The sequence below is a fragment of the Azospirillum brasilense genome, assembly GCF_022023855.1.
GTDB classification, from domain to species: domain Bacteria; phylum Pseudomonadota; class Alphaproteobacteria; order Azospirillales; family Azospirillaceae; genus Azospirillum; species Azospirillum brasilense_F.
In genome coordinates, this window is the sequence record NZ_CP059453.1 from 145001 (window position 1) to 160199 (window position 15199).

At 65.7% G+C, this 15199-nt stretch carries 14 protein-coding genes (1 of these 14 only partly in view); 10 read left to right on the forward strand and 4 right to left on the reverse strand.

What is annotated here, in order from left to right:
• Both H1Q64_RS30370 and H1Q64_RS30375 read right to left on the reverse strand, forming a co-directional pair.
• Nucleotides 1-1331, reverse strand: partial view of a mannitol dehydrogenase family protein gene (locus H1Q64_RS30370; RefSeq protein ID WP_237908049.1) — the 5' portion only. The gene continues 154 nt to the left of window position 1, outside the view; only the first 1331 of its 1485 coding nucleotides appear in the window; its start codon is at nucleotides 1329-1331; its stop codon lies off the left edge, out of view.
• Nucleotides 1332-1352: 21 nt separating this feature from the next.
• On the reverse strand, nucleotides 1353-2048 hold the full coding sequence (locus tag H1Q64_RS30375) for a GntR family transcriptional regulator (RefSeq protein ID WP_237908050.1): 696 nt from the start codon (nucleotides 2046-2048) through the stop codon (nucleotides 1353-1355).
• 317 nt (nucleotides 2049-2365) lie between these two features.
• Here H1Q64_RS30375 and dgt point away from each other — a divergent pair, with 317 nt between their 5' ends.
• The 7 genes from dgt (at nucleotide 2366) to H1Q64_RS30410 (ending at nucleotide 9064) form a co-directional block, all read left to right on the forward strand.
• Complete coding sequence (gene dgt, locus H1Q64_RS30380) at nucleotides 2366-3739, forward strand: dGTP triphosphohydrolase (RefSeq protein WP_237908051.1); 1374 nt, start codon at nucleotides 2366-2368, stop codon at nucleotides 3737-3739.
• A 392-nt stretch (nucleotides 3740-4131) separates the two neighbouring features.
• Entirely contained in the window at nucleotides 4132-4944 is an 813-nt protein-coding gene (locus H1Q64_RS30385) for a GntR family transcriptional regulator (RefSeq protein WP_237908052.1), read from the forward strand.
• Nucleotides 4941-5699: a 2-dehydro-3-deoxy-D-gluconate 5-dehydrogenase KduD gene (gene kduD / locus H1Q64_RS30390; RefSeq protein WP_237908053.1), complete on the forward strand. Its 759-nt coding sequence runs from the start codon at nucleotides 4941-4943 to the stop codon at nucleotides 5697-5699. Before H1Q64_RS30385 ends, kduD begins: the two co-directional genes overlap by 4 nt.
• A gap of 33 nt (nucleotides 5700-5732) precedes the next feature.
• The gene (locus tag H1Q64_RS30395) at nucleotides 5733-6068 is read left to right on the forward strand and encodes a cupin domain-containing protein (protein ID WP_014199982.1); all 336 of its coding nucleotides are present in this window, start codon (nucleotides 5733-5735) and stop codon (nucleotides 6066-6068) included.
• Between the two features lie 119 nt (nucleotides 6069-6187).
• Nucleotides 6188-7177, forward strand: coding sequence for a TRAP transporter substrate-binding protein (locus H1Q64_RS30400; RefSeq protein WP_237908054.1), 990 nt, complete (start codon nucleotides 6188-6190; stop codon nucleotides 7175-7177).
• Nucleotides 7178-7250: 73 nt separating this feature from the next.
• Complete coding sequence (locus tag H1Q64_RS30405) at nucleotides 7251-7790, forward strand: TRAP transporter small permease (RefSeq protein WP_237908055.1); 540 nt, start codon at nucleotides 7251-7253, stop codon at nucleotides 7788-7790.
• The gene (locus H1Q64_RS30410; RefSeq protein WP_237908056.1) at nucleotides 7781-9064 is read left to right on the forward strand and encodes a TRAP transporter large permease; all 1284 of its coding nucleotides are present in this window, start codon (nucleotides 7781-7783) and stop codon (nucleotides 9062-9064) included. The genes H1Q64_RS30405 and H1Q64_RS30410 overlap by 10 nt, the downstream gene beginning before the upstream one ends.
• Nucleotides 9065-9141: 77 nt before the next feature.
• Here H1Q64_RS30410 and mgrA read toward each other — a convergent pair whose 3' ends face one another.
• The gene (gene mgrA, locus H1Q64_RS30415) at nucleotides 9142-10182 is read right to left on the reverse strand and encodes an L-glyceraldehyde 3-phosphate reductase (protein WP_237908057.1); all 1041 of its coding nucleotides are present in this window, start codon (nucleotides 10180-10182) and stop codon (nucleotides 9142-9144) included.
• Between the two features lie 95 nt (nucleotides 10183-10277).
• Nucleotides 10278-11069: a GntR family transcriptional regulator gene (locus H1Q64_RS30420; protein ID WP_237908058.1), complete on the reverse strand. Its 792-nt coding sequence runs from the start codon at nucleotides 11067-11069 to the stop codon at nucleotides 10278-10280.
• Between the two features lie 260 nt (nucleotides 11070-11329).
• Between H1Q64_RS30420 and H1Q64_RS30425 the strand changes: the two genes are divergently transcribed.
• The 3 genes from H1Q64_RS30425 to H1Q64_RS30435 all read left to right on the forward strand — a co-directional run bounded on the left by H1Q64_RS30425 (nucleotide 11330) and on the right by H1Q64_RS30435 (nucleotide 15113).
• A complete protein-coding gene (locus tag H1Q64_RS30425) occupies nucleotides 11330-11764 on the forward strand; it encodes a methylglyoxal synthase (RefSeq protein ID WP_014199988.1) in 435 nt (144 codons plus the stop codon).
• A 212-nt stretch (nucleotides 11765-11976) separates the two neighbouring features.
• Nucleotides 11977-13380, forward strand: a complete 1404-nt coding sequence (uxaC, locus tag H1Q64_RS30430; RefSeq protein WP_237908059.1) for a glucuronate isomerase — start codon at nucleotides 11977-11979, stop codon at nucleotides 13378-13380.
• Nucleotides 13381-13589: 209 nt separating this feature from the next.
• Nucleotides 13590-15113, forward strand: coding sequence for a UxaA family hydrolase (locus H1Q64_RS30435; RefSeq protein ID WP_237908060.1), 1524 nt, complete (start codon nucleotides 13590-13592; stop codon nucleotides 15111-15113).
• Nucleotides 15114-15199 lie beyond the last annotated feature (86 nt).

The window sequence follows — 15199 nt, forward strand, 5'->3', positions numbered from 1 at the left end:
AGACGGTCGGCGTCCGGTCCGGCCTCCGCCGCCAGCTCGGCGAGCCTGGCGGCCATGGGATCGCGCACGTCGATGGGGCGGCCGACCTCGTCGGTGCCGGAGACGTAGCGCATCCAGGCCGCCACCCCCAGCGCCAGCCGGTCGATGGGCGCTCCGGCGGCCAGCCGGTCGCGGATGGTGCCGAGCAGCCGCTGCGGCAGCTTCTGCGTGCCGTCCATGGCGATCTGCCAAGTGCGATGGCGCAGGGCGGGATTGCGGAAGCGCTCGATCAGCGCGTCCTTGTAATGGCCGAGGTCGGCGCCCGGCGGCATGTGCAGCGTCGGCCCGGCCTCCTCGTCCATCAGGCCGCGGATCAGCCGGACGAAGGCCGGATCGGCCATGGTGTCCGACACCGTCTCGTAACCGGCGAGGTAGCCGAGATAGGCGAGCGTGGAGTGGCTGCCGTTCAGCAGGCGCAGCTTCATCGTCTCATAGGGATGGACGTCGGGAACCAGCTCCGCCCCTTCCAGTTCCCAGGCCGGGCGCCCAGTGGGGAAGCGGTCCTCGATCACCCACTGGCTGAACGGCTCGGTCACCACCGGCCAGGAGTCGCGCAGACCCAGCCCATCCGACACACGGTCGCGGTCGGCGTCGGTGGTGGCCGGCACGATGCGGTCGACCATGCTGTTCGGGCAGGCGACGTTCCCGGCGAACCACGTTCCCAGCGCGGGGTCGCGCAGCTCGGCGTAGCGGCGCAGCAGGCCCGCCGCGGTGTCGCCGTTGCTCGGCAGGTTGTCGCAGCTCAGCACCGTGAAGGGCTCCACCCCGGCGGCGCGGCGACGGATCAGAGCCTCCACGAGGAAGCCGGGCACGCTGCGCGGGCGTTCCGGGTTGGCGAGGTCGTGGACGATGTCCGGATGGGCCTCGTTCAGCGCGCCGGTCGCCGGGTCGTGGCAATAGCCCTTTTCGGTGACGGTCAGGGTGACGATGCGGACGGAGGGGCGGGTCAGGAGGTCCAGCACCGCGGCGGGGTTCTCCGGGGCGACCAGCAGTTCGGTGACCGAGCCGATCACCCGCAGCCGCTCGCCGGCGGCGTCGCGCACCGCGACGGTGTAGAGGCCGCCCTGCGGCTCCAGCGCGTCGCGCGTGTCGGGGCTGCGCAGGCTGACCCCGGCGATGCCCCAGGGACCGAAGGACCGGGCCAGGGCGTCGTCGGTGTAGACCGCCTGATGGGCGCGATGGAAGGCGCCGATGCCCAGATGGACGATTCCGGTGGTCAGCGCGGCACGGTCATAGCCGGGACGCTGCGCGCCATGGCGCAGCGAGGGCAGCGTGTCGGGGCTCAGGCGCATGGAACACTCCGCATAAGGGCTTTACGTCTCGAAGAAGTGGCTGTTGGTTCGGGCGATCTCGTCCACCGCGGCGAAGACGGTGCGCAGATGGGCGCGCATGGCCTCCTCCGCCCCGTCGGGGTCGCGGGCGGCGACGCGGTCCACGATGCTCTGGTGCTCCCCGACGATCTTCGCCGCCCAGCCTTCGCTGTGCAGCGACAGGAAACGCACGCGGTCGAGCTGCGCCTTGACGGCGACCAGCAGGTCCCACACCGCCGGGCGCCCGGCGATGCGGGCCAGTTCGGCGTGGGTGGCCTCGTCCAGGGCGAAGAACTCGGAATGGCGGTCGGGCGACATCACCGCGCGGTGCGAGTCGAGAAGCCGGGTGAGCGAGGCGACGTCCGCCGCCTCCGCCCGCTCAGCGGCCAGACGCACGGTCCGGCATTCCAGGGTCTCGCGGATGAACTGGCTGTCGGACACCGCGCCGAGCTGGATCGGCGCCACGAAGGTCCCGACCTGCGGCACGATGCGCAGGAACCCCTCGTCGGCCAGCCGGCGGAAGGCCTCGCGCACCGGGGTGCGGCTGACGCCGTAGCGGGCGGCCACGCGGGTTTCCGAAATCCCCTCGCCGGGGCGGATCTCCCCCGACAGCACGGCGGCGCGCAGGGCGTCGTAGACCCCGTGCAGGCGGGGGCCGCGGATGTCGGTGGAAGCGGATGAGGTCGGCGAGTCGGTCATGGCGTCCATCGCGTCAACTTGCATACTAGTATGCCATTGCGGACGGAGGCTGGCAAGGGGGTGTGGGAGGGGCGGTGCCGTATTGAGAATGAAAGCGCTGGGGAGCGCTGAATGCTCCAATGCCAGCGTCCAACAGCATTTACGGAATCACCAGAACTGAACTGATCAACTAGGGAAATGCCCTATCGCATGAGACCGACCGGGTGAAAGCCAAGAAACTCTGGAATTAAAGCGCTTTGATGGATTATAACTTTCAGCTAAATTTGAACAGTTAAGTGCACAACCCAACGAACGCTAATGATAGGAACAATGTCCAGATGAAATGGGAAAGCCTCTTAGATCTTGAGCGCTTGGGCGCTCCTAACTATATGCAAAAGAAACATCGCTCGGCCTATCTGCAAGATATGGATCGGATTTTGTTCTCTCAGCCATTTCGCAGGCTAGCGAACAAGACTCAGGTTCACCCCCTTTACGATAATGACCACCTTCATCAACGCCTGATCCATAGCATAGAGGTTACCAGCGTTGGGCGTTCGCTGGGAATCGAAGTAGGAGATTGGCTGGCGGACGAACATGGTGAAATTGAAAGCTCGCAGATTGAGGTTGTTGCGGGCTTAGTGCAAACAGCCTGCATGGCTCATGATATTGGCAATCCACCTTTCGGACATTCCGGCGAAGAAGCCATAGCATCCTGGTTTCGTGAAAAATTCGAACACCCAACGGGAATTCTAGAAGATATCTCTGAAGAGCAACGCCAAGAATTTAATTTTTTCGAGGGCAACGCACAAGGGTTTCGCATATTGACTCGAACGGAAATGTACAAAAATGATGGTGGCCTGCGTTTAACTTTAGGAGGGCTTGGCGCTTTCACTAAATATCCCGTCTCCGCCAACGCAAGAAGACTTGTCGGAAATCATGGGAACCTCAATGGGACGCGCTATATCGGCCTCAAAAAGTATGGTTTTTTCCAAAACGACACCCGCACTTTTGAATACATTGCCAATAAACTTGGAATTCCAAAAGATGAAGTAAGGAACAGTAAGGGAGAATTGATTGGTCACTGGTGGCGCCGTCACCCCCTAGCTTTCCTCATGGAGGCAGCCGATGATATTTGTTACAATATTATGGATCTTGAAGATGCCTATCTTGCAGGCGATGTTGCTTCCGACTTGGTTATAAATTTACTTAAAAAGCTTGCGCCGCCATCGAACGAAGCCTACCCCGATCACAGCGAGGCCGATAATGTTTCTAGATGCCGGGCCTCGGCAATCAACGGCGCAATCTCAGCTTGCGTGGAGGCATTCAAAGACAACTATACTAGAATCATGGATGGATCATTTTCCATTTCTTTAGTTGAAGCATCAATCAAAGCAGAAGAGTTTAATGAGATAAAAAAGATTGCTAAGGACCGAATTTTCAAAGCTAAGCGGAAAACAGAGCTGGAAATCTTTGGCCGCAATGTTATCCATAAAGTTCTAGATGGCCTTCTGCCTCTACTTAATGAGGCCAATTTGGCCGGCTGGAACACAGCTAATCTAAGCTCCTATCATGAACAGGTTGCCAGGGCGCTCGGCTTCCCATTGGATTCCCTCACTAACAGCTACGATGCCCTGCATGCCCTAACCGACTTTGTCTCTGGCACAACAGATAGATATGCTGTGAAAGTAGCTGACATGCTCGGGAAGCGGTAACACAGAAGCTAACCCTCCAGAGCAAGGATGTAAATCGATCAAGAGAGGAAAATGTATCAAATGAATTTCGTAAAATAATTGTTGAATATAGTTTAAATTCAGGCATTAGAGTGCCGGCCAGAACGCCACCTTCGTTGGTTCAAGATATTGATTTCGTTTGGCCTAGGAACGGCTTTGACCGGCACTATTAACCGACACTTTTGGCAACTGCTACTAATTCATCATCTACTGAATTCTTTGACACCGCCCCTCCCCATCCCCCTGAAAAAATGTTCGCCCCTTCCTCAAAATCAGGCTTGCGCGGCACGCTGATATATTAATATGCTCTTCCTCAAGGAACAGCACGGACCGGCCCCGGATGGGGCACGGGCCGGCACATGGGGAGGACTGCAATGGCTTCGACTTCCAGGCGCGCCCTGGACGCTCAACCGCCCGGAACCGCTCCGGGGACCGTGCCCGGCAAGGTGCTTGGAACCGCAAAGGAACCGCGCCTGTCCGCCCGCGCCACGGCCACCGCGGAGATTTACCGGTCGCTGCGCGGGGACATCGTGGCCATGCGGCGCAAGCCGGGGGAGCCCATTGTGGAGAAGCACGTCGCGGAGTCCTTCGGCGTCAGCCGCACCCCGGTGCGTGAGGCTCTGCTGCGGCTGGCCGACGACGGGCTGGTCGAAATCTTCCCGCAGTCCGGCACCTTCGTCGCCCGCATCCCGGTCAACGCCCTTCCCGAAGCGGTGGTGATCCGCACCTCGCTGGAATGCACCGCGGTCCGCTACGCCGCCGTCCGTGCCGCGCGCAGCCAGATCGCAGCGCTGCGGGCCAACATCCTGCTCCAGCAGGAGACGATGGCGGCGGGCGATCTCGACGGTTTCCATGAGGCCGACGAGGCGTTCCACAGCCTGATTTCCGAGATCGCCGGCTTCCCCGGCCTGTGGAGCATGGCCCAGCAGGTGAAGATGCAGGTGGACCGCTACCGCCGCCTGACCCTGCCGGAGCCCGGCCGCATCCCGCATGTCCTGGCCGAGCACGGCGGCATCGTCGACGCCATCGCCGCGCGCGACCCGGCCGAGGCGGAGCGGCTGATGACGATCCATCTCGGCGCCCTGCTGGAGTCCGTTCCGAACACCCAGGGGGCCAACCCCTTCTTCTTCTCCGGCGCGCAGCCGGACGACGCATCGAAGACGAAGAAAGAAAGCACCCCGTCATGACCAACCCCTTCGACCTTTCCGGCAAGACCGCCCTGGTCACCGGGGGCAACGGCGGCATCGGGCAGGCCATCGCGGTCGCCCTGGCGCGGGCCGGCGCTGACATCGCCGTGGCCGGGCGCACCCCGCCGGACGAGACGCGCGCCCTGGTCGAGGGGCTGGGCCGCCGCTTCGCCGCGATCCCCGCCGACCTGTCCGGCATCGCCCCGATCCCCGCCCTGATGGAGGAGACGGTCGGCACGCTCGGCGGGCTGGACATCCTGGTCAACAACGCCGGGCTGATCCGCCGCGACGACCCGCTGGACTTCACCGAGGCCGACTGGGACGCGGTGATGGATGTGAACCTGAAGTCGGTCTTCTTCCTCTGCCAAGCCTTCGGGCGCTACGCGCTGGGCAACGGGCGGAAGGGCAAGATCATCAACATCGCCTCCATGCTGTCCTTCCAGGGCGGCGTCCGCGTGCCCTCCTACGCGGCGTCGAAGAGCGGCATCGCCGGGATCACCCGGCTGCTCGCCAATGAATGGGCGGGCAAGGGCATCAACGTGAATGCCATCGCGCCGGGCTACGTCGCGACCAGCGTCACCACCGCGCTGCGCGCCGACGAGCGCCGCAACGCCGAAATTCTGGCCCGCATCCCCGCCGGACGCTGGAGCGAGCCCGCCGATATGGGCGGACCCGCAGTGTTCCTGGCCTCCGATGCGTCCGATTACGTCCACGGCACGATCCTGCCGGTGGACGGCGGCTGGCTCGCCCGTTGACGGGCCGCCTGCGAAAGTAAGGGGAAGATGAGAATGAGCACGGACGTTTTCGTGATCGACGAGGCGGTGGACTGGCAGGATCTGGGCGCCGGGGTGCGCCGCAAGATCCTCGGCCACAACGACGCCATGATGATGGTGCGCGTGGAGTTCGAGACCGGCGCCATCGGGCCGCAGCACCGCCACCCGCACGTCCAGTGCGCCGTGGTCGAAAAGGGCGCCTTCGACGTCACCATCGAGGGTGTCACCCGGCGGCTGGGCACCGGCGACGGCTACATGGTGCCGTCCAACGCCCTGCACGGCGTCGTGGCGCTGGAGCCGGGCGTCCTGCTCGACATCTTCACGCCCCCGCGCGAGGACTTCCTCGCCTGAATGACATCACCCGTTGCCCGGCGCGCGGGAACACGCGCCGGGCGGCTCCCGGACCCAACCGTCCAAACCAAAGAACCAGCCTAAAAACCGCTGCTTAAGAATCGCCAGGAGGACACGCTATGCATCTTTCGACCCGCGGTATCCGCGCCGCCCTTCTCGCCGCCTGCGCGGCCTGCACCCTGCTCGCCACCCCGGTCGTGGCCCGCGACTTCCGCTCCGCGGACATCCACCCGGCCGACTATCCGACCGTCGAGGCGGTGAAGTACGTCGATAAGCTCCTGAAGGAGCGGACCGGCGGCAAGCTCGGCGTGAAGGTCTACCCGAACGGCGCGCTCGGCACCGAGAAGGACACCATCGAGCAGCTGAAGATCGGCGGGCTCGACATGATGCGCATCAACGTCGCGCCGCTGAACAACGTCGTCCCGGAGACGATGGTCACGGCCCTGCCCTTCATCTTCCGCTCCACCGAGCACATGCGCGCCGTTCTGGATGGCCCGATCGGCGACGAGATCCTCGCCGCCATGGAAAGCCAGGGCATGGTCGGCCTAGCCTTCTACGACAGCGGCTCGCGCAGCATGTATTCGGCCGCCAAGCCCTACAAGACGCTGGCCGACATGAAGGGCGCCAAGATCCGCGTTCAGCAGTCCGACCTGTTCGTCGCCATGATCCAGGCGCTGGGCGCCAACGCCACGCCGATGCCCTTCGGCGAGGTCTACACCGCGCTGAAGACCGGCATCGTCGACGCGGCGGAGAACAACTACCCCTCCTACGAATCCTCGCGCCACTTCGAGGCCGCCAAGTACTTCACCCTGACCGAGCACGCGATGGCTCCGGAAGTGCTGGTCTTCTCGAAGGTCTCGTGGGACCGCCTGTCCAAGGACGACCAGGCCGCCATCCGCAAGGCCGCCAAGGACTCCGTCCCCTACATGCGCAAGCTGTGGGACGAGCGTGAGATGAAGTCCAAGGACGTGGTCGTGAAGGCCGGCGCCCAGATCGTCGAGGTCACGAACAAGCAGGAGTTCATCGACGCGATGGCTCCCGTCTACAAGCAGTTCGCGAGCACGCCGAAGCTGGACGGCCTCGTGAAGCGCATCCAGGACACGAAGTAAGCACAGTCGAACGCGGCGCTTCCCTTCGGGAGACCGAAGGGCGGCGCCGCGTCCTTTGAGGGGAGCCGGCGGCATGGATGTCGAGCTGCAAGCAATGGATCACAGCCCCCCGCAGAGCGCGGGCCTGCTGACGCGGGTGAACGCGCGTCTGGCATGGTCGGGGATGTGCGTGGCGATGGTCGGCCTGATGGCCATCGTCTGTGTGGTGTTCTATCAGGTCTTCGGCCGCTACGTGCTGAACGACTCGCCGACCTGGGCGGAGAGCTTGGCCATCGTGCTGGTCCTCTACGTCACCCTCATCGGCGCCGCCGTCGGCGTCCGCGACGCCGGCCACATCGGCCTGGAATCCTTCCTCGTCATGCTGCCCGACGTCATCCGCCGCAAGGTCGAGATCGTCATCTACGCCCTCGTCGGCGTCTTCGGCGCCTGCATGGCCTACAACGGCTGGGTCCTCGGCACCTCCGTCGCCGCCTACTACATCCCCAACCTGCACGTCTCCGAAGCCGTCCGCTACATCCCGCTCGTGCTTTCCGGCGTCCTGATCGTGCTCTTCTCGATCGAGCACATCGTCGCCATCATCCGCGGCGAGGAGGTCGCGCCGTCATGGAACTGACCATTCTCGCCGTCACCTTCTTCGGCTTCCTCGTCCTGGGCATCCCGGTCGCCTTCGCCATCGGCCTGTCGGCGCTGTGCACCATCCTCTACGAGGGCCTCCCCGTCGCCGTCATCTTCCAGCAGATGATGTCCGGCATGAACGTCTTCTCCTTCCTCGCCATCCCCTTCTTCGTCTTCTCCGGCGAGCTGATGCTCCACGGCGGCGTCGCCGACAAGATCGTCGCCACCGCCAAGAACATGGTCGGCCACATCCGCGGCGGCCTCGGCATGTCCAACGTCGTCGCCTGCACCCTGTTCGGCGGCGTCGCCGGCTCCCCCGTCGCCGACGTCTCGGCCATGGGTGCGGTGATGATCCCGATGATGAAGCGCGAAGGCTACCACGCCGACTACGCCGTCAACGTCACCACCCACGCCGCGCTCGTCGGCGCGCTGATGCCGACCAGCCACAACATGATCATCTACGCGCTGGCCGCCGGCGGCAAAGCCTCCATCGGCGCGCTGATCGCGGCGGGCATCGTCCCCGCCCTGCTGCTGATGGTCTGCAACCTGGGGGCCGCCTACTACGTCGCGGTCAAGCGCGGCTACCCCGCCGGCACCTTCCCCGGCTGGGCCATCCTGGGCCGCTCCTTCGCCGCCGCCGCGCCGGGCCTGCTCATCGTCGTGATCATCCTGGCCGGCATCACCTCGGGCGTCTTCACCGCCACCGAGTCCGCCTCCATCGCGGTGATCTACGCCCTGCTGCTCACCACCTTCGTCTACCGCACGCTGACCTGGGACCATTTCCTGGCCGCCGCCGCCAAGACGGTCAAGACGACCGGCGTGGTCCTGCTGCTGATCGGCGTCTCCACGATGTTCCAGTACATCATGGGCCTCTATCAGGTGGCCGAGATCACCGGCGAGCTGATGGCCGGCATCTCGACCAACCCGCTGGTCATCTTCCTGCTGATCAACGTCATCCTGTTCCTGCTCGGCACCTTCATGGACATGGCGAGCACGATCCTGATCTGCACGCCGATCTTCCTGCCCATCGCCATGCAGTACGGCATGGACCCGGTGCAGTTCGGCATCGTCATGCTGATCAACTGCGCGCTCGGCCTCAACACCCCGCCCGTCGGCACCACCCAGTTCATCGGCTGCGCCATCGGCGAGGTCTCCGTCGGCGAGGTCATGCGCTCCATCACACCCTTCTACGGCGCCCTCTTCGTCACCCTCCTCCTCGTCACCTACGTTCCCACCTTCTCACTCTGGCTTCCCCACCTCCTCATGCGCTGAGGCGATCTCCGCAGGGTCATGAAAAGGGCCGCGCCGGCATACCCGGCGCGGCCCTTTTCATGTCGGCTTTCGGCGGATCAGCCGGCTTCGGCGTTCGACGAGTTCTGCCACAGGTTCAGCCCGCCATCGACGGCGTGGCGGTCGATCTCGGCCAGTTCCTCCGGCGTGAAAGCGGTGTTCTTCAGCGCGTCGAGCGAGTTGTCGAGCTGCTCGACGTTGCGGGCGCCGACCAGGGCGGAGGTCACCCGCGGGTCGCGCAGCACCCAGGCGATGGCCATCTGGGCCAGCGTCTGGCCACGCCGTTGGGCGATGGCGTCCAGGGCGCGCACGCGCTCCAGATTCTCCGGCGACAGGAAGTGCGCCTTCAGCGTGCCGCCCTTGGCGGCGCGGGCGTCGGTGGGCTGGCCGTTCAGGTACTTGGTGGTCAGCATGCCCTGGGCCAGTGGCGAGAAGGCGATGCAGCCGATCCCGGTCTCCTCCAGCGCGTCGAGCAGCCCGCCCTCGATCCAGCGGTTCAGCATCGAATAGGACGGCTGGTGGATCAGGCAGGGGGTGCCGAGATCCTTAAGGATCGCCGCCGCCCGCCGGGTCATCTCCGGCGAGTAGGAGGAGATGCCGACATAGAGCGCCTTGCCCTGCCGCACGGCGTGGTCGAGCGCCCCCATCGTCTCCTCCAGCGGGGTGCGCGGATCGACGCGGTGCGAGTAGAAGATGTCCACATAGTCGAGCCCCATCCGCTTGAGGCTCTGGTCCAGGCTGGCCGTCAGATACTTGCGCGAGCCCCAGCTTCCGTAGGGGCCGGGCCACATGTCGTAGCCGGCCTTGGTGGAGACGATCAGCTCGTCGCGGTGGGCCTTGAAGTCGGTCGCCAGGACGCGCCCGAAATTCTCCTCCGCCGAGCCCGGCGGCGGGCCGTAATTGTTGGCGAGGTCGAAATGGGTGACGCCGCGGTCGAAGGCCCGGCGCAGCACGGCGCGCCCGGTCTCGAACACGTCGGTGCCGCCGAAATTCTGCCACAGCCCCAGCGAAATGGCCGGCAGGTCGAGCCCGCTCCGCCCGCTGCGGCGGTAGGTCATGGCGGTGTAGCGGGCCGGATCGGCGCGGTAGAGCGATTGCATCGCGGTCTCCTGGCTGTCTTGCGCGGTGTTGGGAGGAACGTGACTGATATATTAGAAATCAGCCCCCGTCCAAAGCCAAGAGCGCAAGGCAGCCTTCAGACCGGCTCGGCCTCGTCCTCCGAGGGGGCGGTGAAGTAGAGCGGGTTGGCCTTCTGCGCGTCGGCGATGGTGACCTGGAGATAGTCCAGATGCAGGTCGATGGCCTTCGCCGCCGCCTCCGGGTCGTTGTTGGCGATGGCCTCGATGATGACCGAATGCTCGGCGATCACGTCCGGCACCCGGCCGAGCACCGGCAGAGTCAGCAGGCGGTAACGGTCCACCTGCACCTTCACCTGCTGCGTCAGGTTCCAGAATCCGGGGTAGCCGGCGGTCTCCGCCAGCAGCGCATGGAAGGTCTCGTCGGCCTGGTGGAAGCCTTCGAAATTCTGGGCGGCCTCCATCTCGCGCTGGAGTTCCAGGTTGGCGCGCAGCTTGGCGATCTGGCTGCGGGTGGCGCGCTTGGCGGCGTAGCGGACGGTCGCCTCCTCCAGCGCCTTGCGGATGGCGATGGCTTCCGGCAGGGCGCCCAGCGGAATGCGGGAGACGAAGGTGCCCGATTGCGGGAAGATCTCGATCAGCCCCTCGTCCGCCAGACGCAGCACGGCCTCGCGCACCGGGGTGCGGCTGACGCCGTAGTCCTGGGCGATCACCTTCTCGGCGACCGGCTCGCCCGGCTTGCGGCGGAGCGAGACGATCTCGTTGCGCAGGTCACGGTAGATCGTCGCGGCCACGGTGGTGCCGCGCTGGGCCGGACGGGCGACCGCCGCCGCCGTGCGGCGCCGGGTCCGCGTCTTGACGCCCTCGGCCTGTTCGGAATCCACCGTCGATGTCTGCGCCGCCTTTTTCAACACCCGCTCCTGCCAGGAAAATTCAGGGCGCCGGATCTCCGGGACACCGGCGTCGAACCCGCTGGTTCACGCCGCATACGGTCCGCCCTTCATTGCAATATACTAATACCCGGCGGGGTGGGTCAAACGCCTTGACCCCGCGCGGCGCCCCGGTTCCGCGCCAGTTTGTCCCACCGGGAAGCGCGTTGCGCCACTCATCAGTATACTAGTATATTGAAGAAAGCTCCACCGCGGAGCGCACAGCCGCAAGGACCGTCACCGTGGACCGCAAACGCATCGCCCTCGTCGCCCACGACGCCCGCAAGCCCGACCTGATCGGCTGGCTCGGCGCCAACATCCACGCGCTGGAGGGGAACGTCTTCTGGTCCACCGGCACCACCGGCCGGCTGGTCCGGGAGGCCCACCCCCAACTGGACATCACCTCGCTGAAGAGCGGTCCGCTGGGCGGCGACCAGCAGATCGGCGCGATGATCGCCGAGGGCCGGATCGATCTTCTCGTCTTCTTCGTCGACCCGATGACCGCCCAGCCCCATGACGTGGACGTGAAGGCGCTGACCCGCCTCGCCACGCTCTACAACATCCCGATGGCCTGCAACGAGGCGACCGCCGACATGGTGATCTCCTCCCCCCTCTTCACCAGCGGCTACCGCCCGCGGGCCGTGGACTTCGCCGCCCACGATTCGCGCCGCCTCTGACCGGACTTTATCGAACCGGCCCCTCTTGAATTGCGCGTCTTACCAACAGAATTGTGGGCGGGACGCACAAAGTCCTTGCATCCGGAACTGATATATTAATATATTCCGACATGCGAGGCACAACCGGCGCAGCGCCACGCGCCACACCCGAACCACCCATTCAAATAGGGCACCGGCCCCCCGTCCGGCATCCCTCTTTCCGGAGATGAACGATGCTCCACCCCGACCGCCTCTTCCCCAGCGATCCCACGCAGCGCGACATCGCGCGCCGGCTGTACGCGGAGGTGGGCCACCTGCCGATCATCAGCCCGCACGGCCACACGGACCCGTCCTGGTTCGCCAAGAACGAGGCGTTCCCGAACCCGGCGTCGCTGTTCGTGGTGCCCGACCATTACGCCTTCCGCATGCTCTACAGCCAGGGCGTGACGTTGGAAAGCCTGGGCGTGCCGCGCAAGGACGGCGGGGCGGTGGAGAGCGATCCGCGCAAGATCTGGCGTCAGCTGGCGCAGAACTGGCACCTGTTCCGCGGCACCCCGACGCGCATGTGGCTCGACCACGCCTTCGAGACGGTGTTCGGCGTGACAGAGCGGCTGAGCGGGGCCAGCGCCGACCGCATCTTCGACCAGATCGACGCCTGCCTGCAAAAGCCCGAATTCCTGCCGCGCGCCCTGTTCGAGCGCTTCAACATCGAGCTGCTGGCGACCACCGAGTCCCCGCTCGACACGCTGGAGCATCACCGCGCCATCCGCGAGAGCGGCTGGAAGGGCCGCGTCATCACCGCCTTCCGCCCCGACCCGGTCGTCGATCCGGAGTTCGAGGGCTTCCAGGCCAACGTCGAGACTCTGGGCGCGCTGTCCGGTGAGAACACCGGGACCTGGGCCGGCTACCTCGCCGCCCTGCGCAACCGCCGCCAGTATTTCAAGGAGGTCGGCGGCGCCACCTCGACCGACCACGGCCACGCCACCGCGACCACCGCCGACCTGTCGGACGCCGACGCCGAGCGGCTGTTCGAGAAGGCGTTGCGCGGGACCATCACGGCGGCCGAGGCGGAAATCTTCCGCGGCCAGATGCTGACTGAGATGGCCAAGATGAGCCTGGACGACGGGCTGGTCATGCAGATCCACCCCGGCAGCTTCCGCAACCACAACCCGGGCGTCTTCGAGCGCTTCGGCCGCGACAAGGGCGCCGACATCCCGACCGGCACCGAGTATGTGCGGGCGCTGAAGCCGCTGCTCGACCGCGTCGGCAACGAGCGCGACCTGACCATCATCCTGTTCACGCTGGACGAGACCAGCTACGCCCGCGAACTGGCGCCGCTGGCCGGCCACTATCCGGCGCTGCGCGTCGGCCCGGCCTGGTGGTTCCACGACAGCCCCGAGGGCATGCGCCGCTACCGCGAGATGATCACGGAGACGGCCGGCTTCTACAACACGGTCGGCTTCAACGACGACACCCGCGCCTTCTGCTCCATCCCGGCCCGCCACGACGTGGCCCGCCGCGTCGACTGCGCCTTCCTGGCCCGGCTCGTCGCCGAGCACCGGCTGGAGGAGGACGAGGCCGCGGAGGTGGCGGTGGATCTCGCCTACACCCTCGCCAAGAAGGCCTACAAGCTCTGACGTGAAACCCCTCTCCCCTCCCTTTCGCGCCCGCTCGCGGGCGCTGTCGGCGACAGGCGGCCTTTGGCCGCCGAGAGCGGGGAGAGGGTGGCGCCAACGGCGCTTGGTGAGGGGGTTGCGCTTTTGCCGGACGTTCCGCCACGCGCATCCCCCTCACCCTAACCCTCTCCCCAGAGGGGAGAGGGAATCTCTACATAAGGACCACCACCATGGCATCGCTGACCATCCGCCTGCATCCCGCGGACAACGTCGTCGTTGCCGGTGCCGACCTGCCGGAGGGCACCACCCTGCCCGACACGGACGTCGTCGCCCGGACCACGATCCCCTCCGGCCACAAGGTCGCGGTGCAGGCCATCGCGGTCGGCGAGCCGGTGCGCAAGTACAATCAGGTCATCGGTTTCGCGACCGCCCCCATCGCGCCGGGTGACCACGTGCACGTCCACAACATCGGCGTGGGCGACAGCTTCGAGCGCGACTACGCCTTCGGCGCCGACGTCCACCCCACCGACCTCGTGCCGGAGGCGGACCGCGCCACCTTCCAGGGCATCGTCCGTCCGGACGGGCGCGTGGCGACCCGCAATTACATCGGCATCCTGACCACGGTGAACTGCTCGGCCACCGCGGCGCGGATGATCGCCGACCAGTTCCGCGGCGACGCGCTGGCCGCCTACCCCAACATCGACGGGGTGGTCGCGCTGACCCACGCCTACGGTTGCGGCATGGGTTCCCAGGGCGACGCCATCGACGCGCTGCGCCGGACCATCGCCGGCTACGCCCGCCACCCGAACTTCGCCGCCGTGCTCGTGCTCGGCCTCGGCTGCGAGGTGAACCAGATCGACAAGCTGGTCGAGGTCGAGGGGCTGACCGTCGGCGACACCCTGCAGACGCTGGCGATCCAGGAGAGCGGCGGCACCGCTGCCACCGTGCGGGCGAGCGTGGAGCGCATCCGCGCCCTGCTGCCCCGCGTCAACGACGTGAAGCGCGAGACCGTGCCGGCCAGCCACCTGATCCTGGCGCTGCAATGCGGCGGGTCGGACGGCTATTCGGGAATCACCGCCAACCCGGCGCTGGGCCACGCCGTCGATCTGCTGATCCGCAACGGCGGCACCGCAGTGCTGAGCGAGACGCCGGAGGTCTATGGCGCCGAGCATCTGCTGACCCGCCGCGCCGTCAGCCCGGCGGTCGGCGAGACGCTGGTCGAACGCATTCGCTGGTGGGAGGACTACACCAGCCGCACCGGCGGCGAGATGAACAACAACCCGTCCCCCGGCAACAAGAAGGGCGGCCTGACCACCATCCTGGAGAAGTCGCTGGGCGCGGTCGCCAAGGCCGGCACGACCAACCTCGTCGAGGTGGTGCGCTACGCCGAGCCGATCACCGGGCCGGGCCTCGTCTTCATGGACACGCCGGGCTACGACCCGGTGTCAGCCACGGGGCAGGTGGCGGGCGGCGCCAATGTGCTGTGCTTCACCACGGGACGCGGCTCCGTCTTCGGCTGCAAGCCGACGCCGTCGCTGAAGCTCGCCACCAACACGCCGCTGTTCCGGAAGATGCCCGACGACATGGACATCGACTGCGGTCCCATCGCCACCGGCGACGCCACCATCGAAGAGGTCGGGCGGGCGATCTTCCAGCTCATCCTCGACACCGCGTCGGGCCGGAAGACCAAAAGCGAGGAGCTGGGCTTCGGCTCCGACGAGTTCACGCCCTGGCAGATGGGCGCCGTCATGTGAGCGAAAGGGCTTGCGCGTTTAGTGATATACTAGTATAAGTGTTTTCGTTCGGTTATCCTTTGAAACCCAGTTGGCAGGCCGCACCG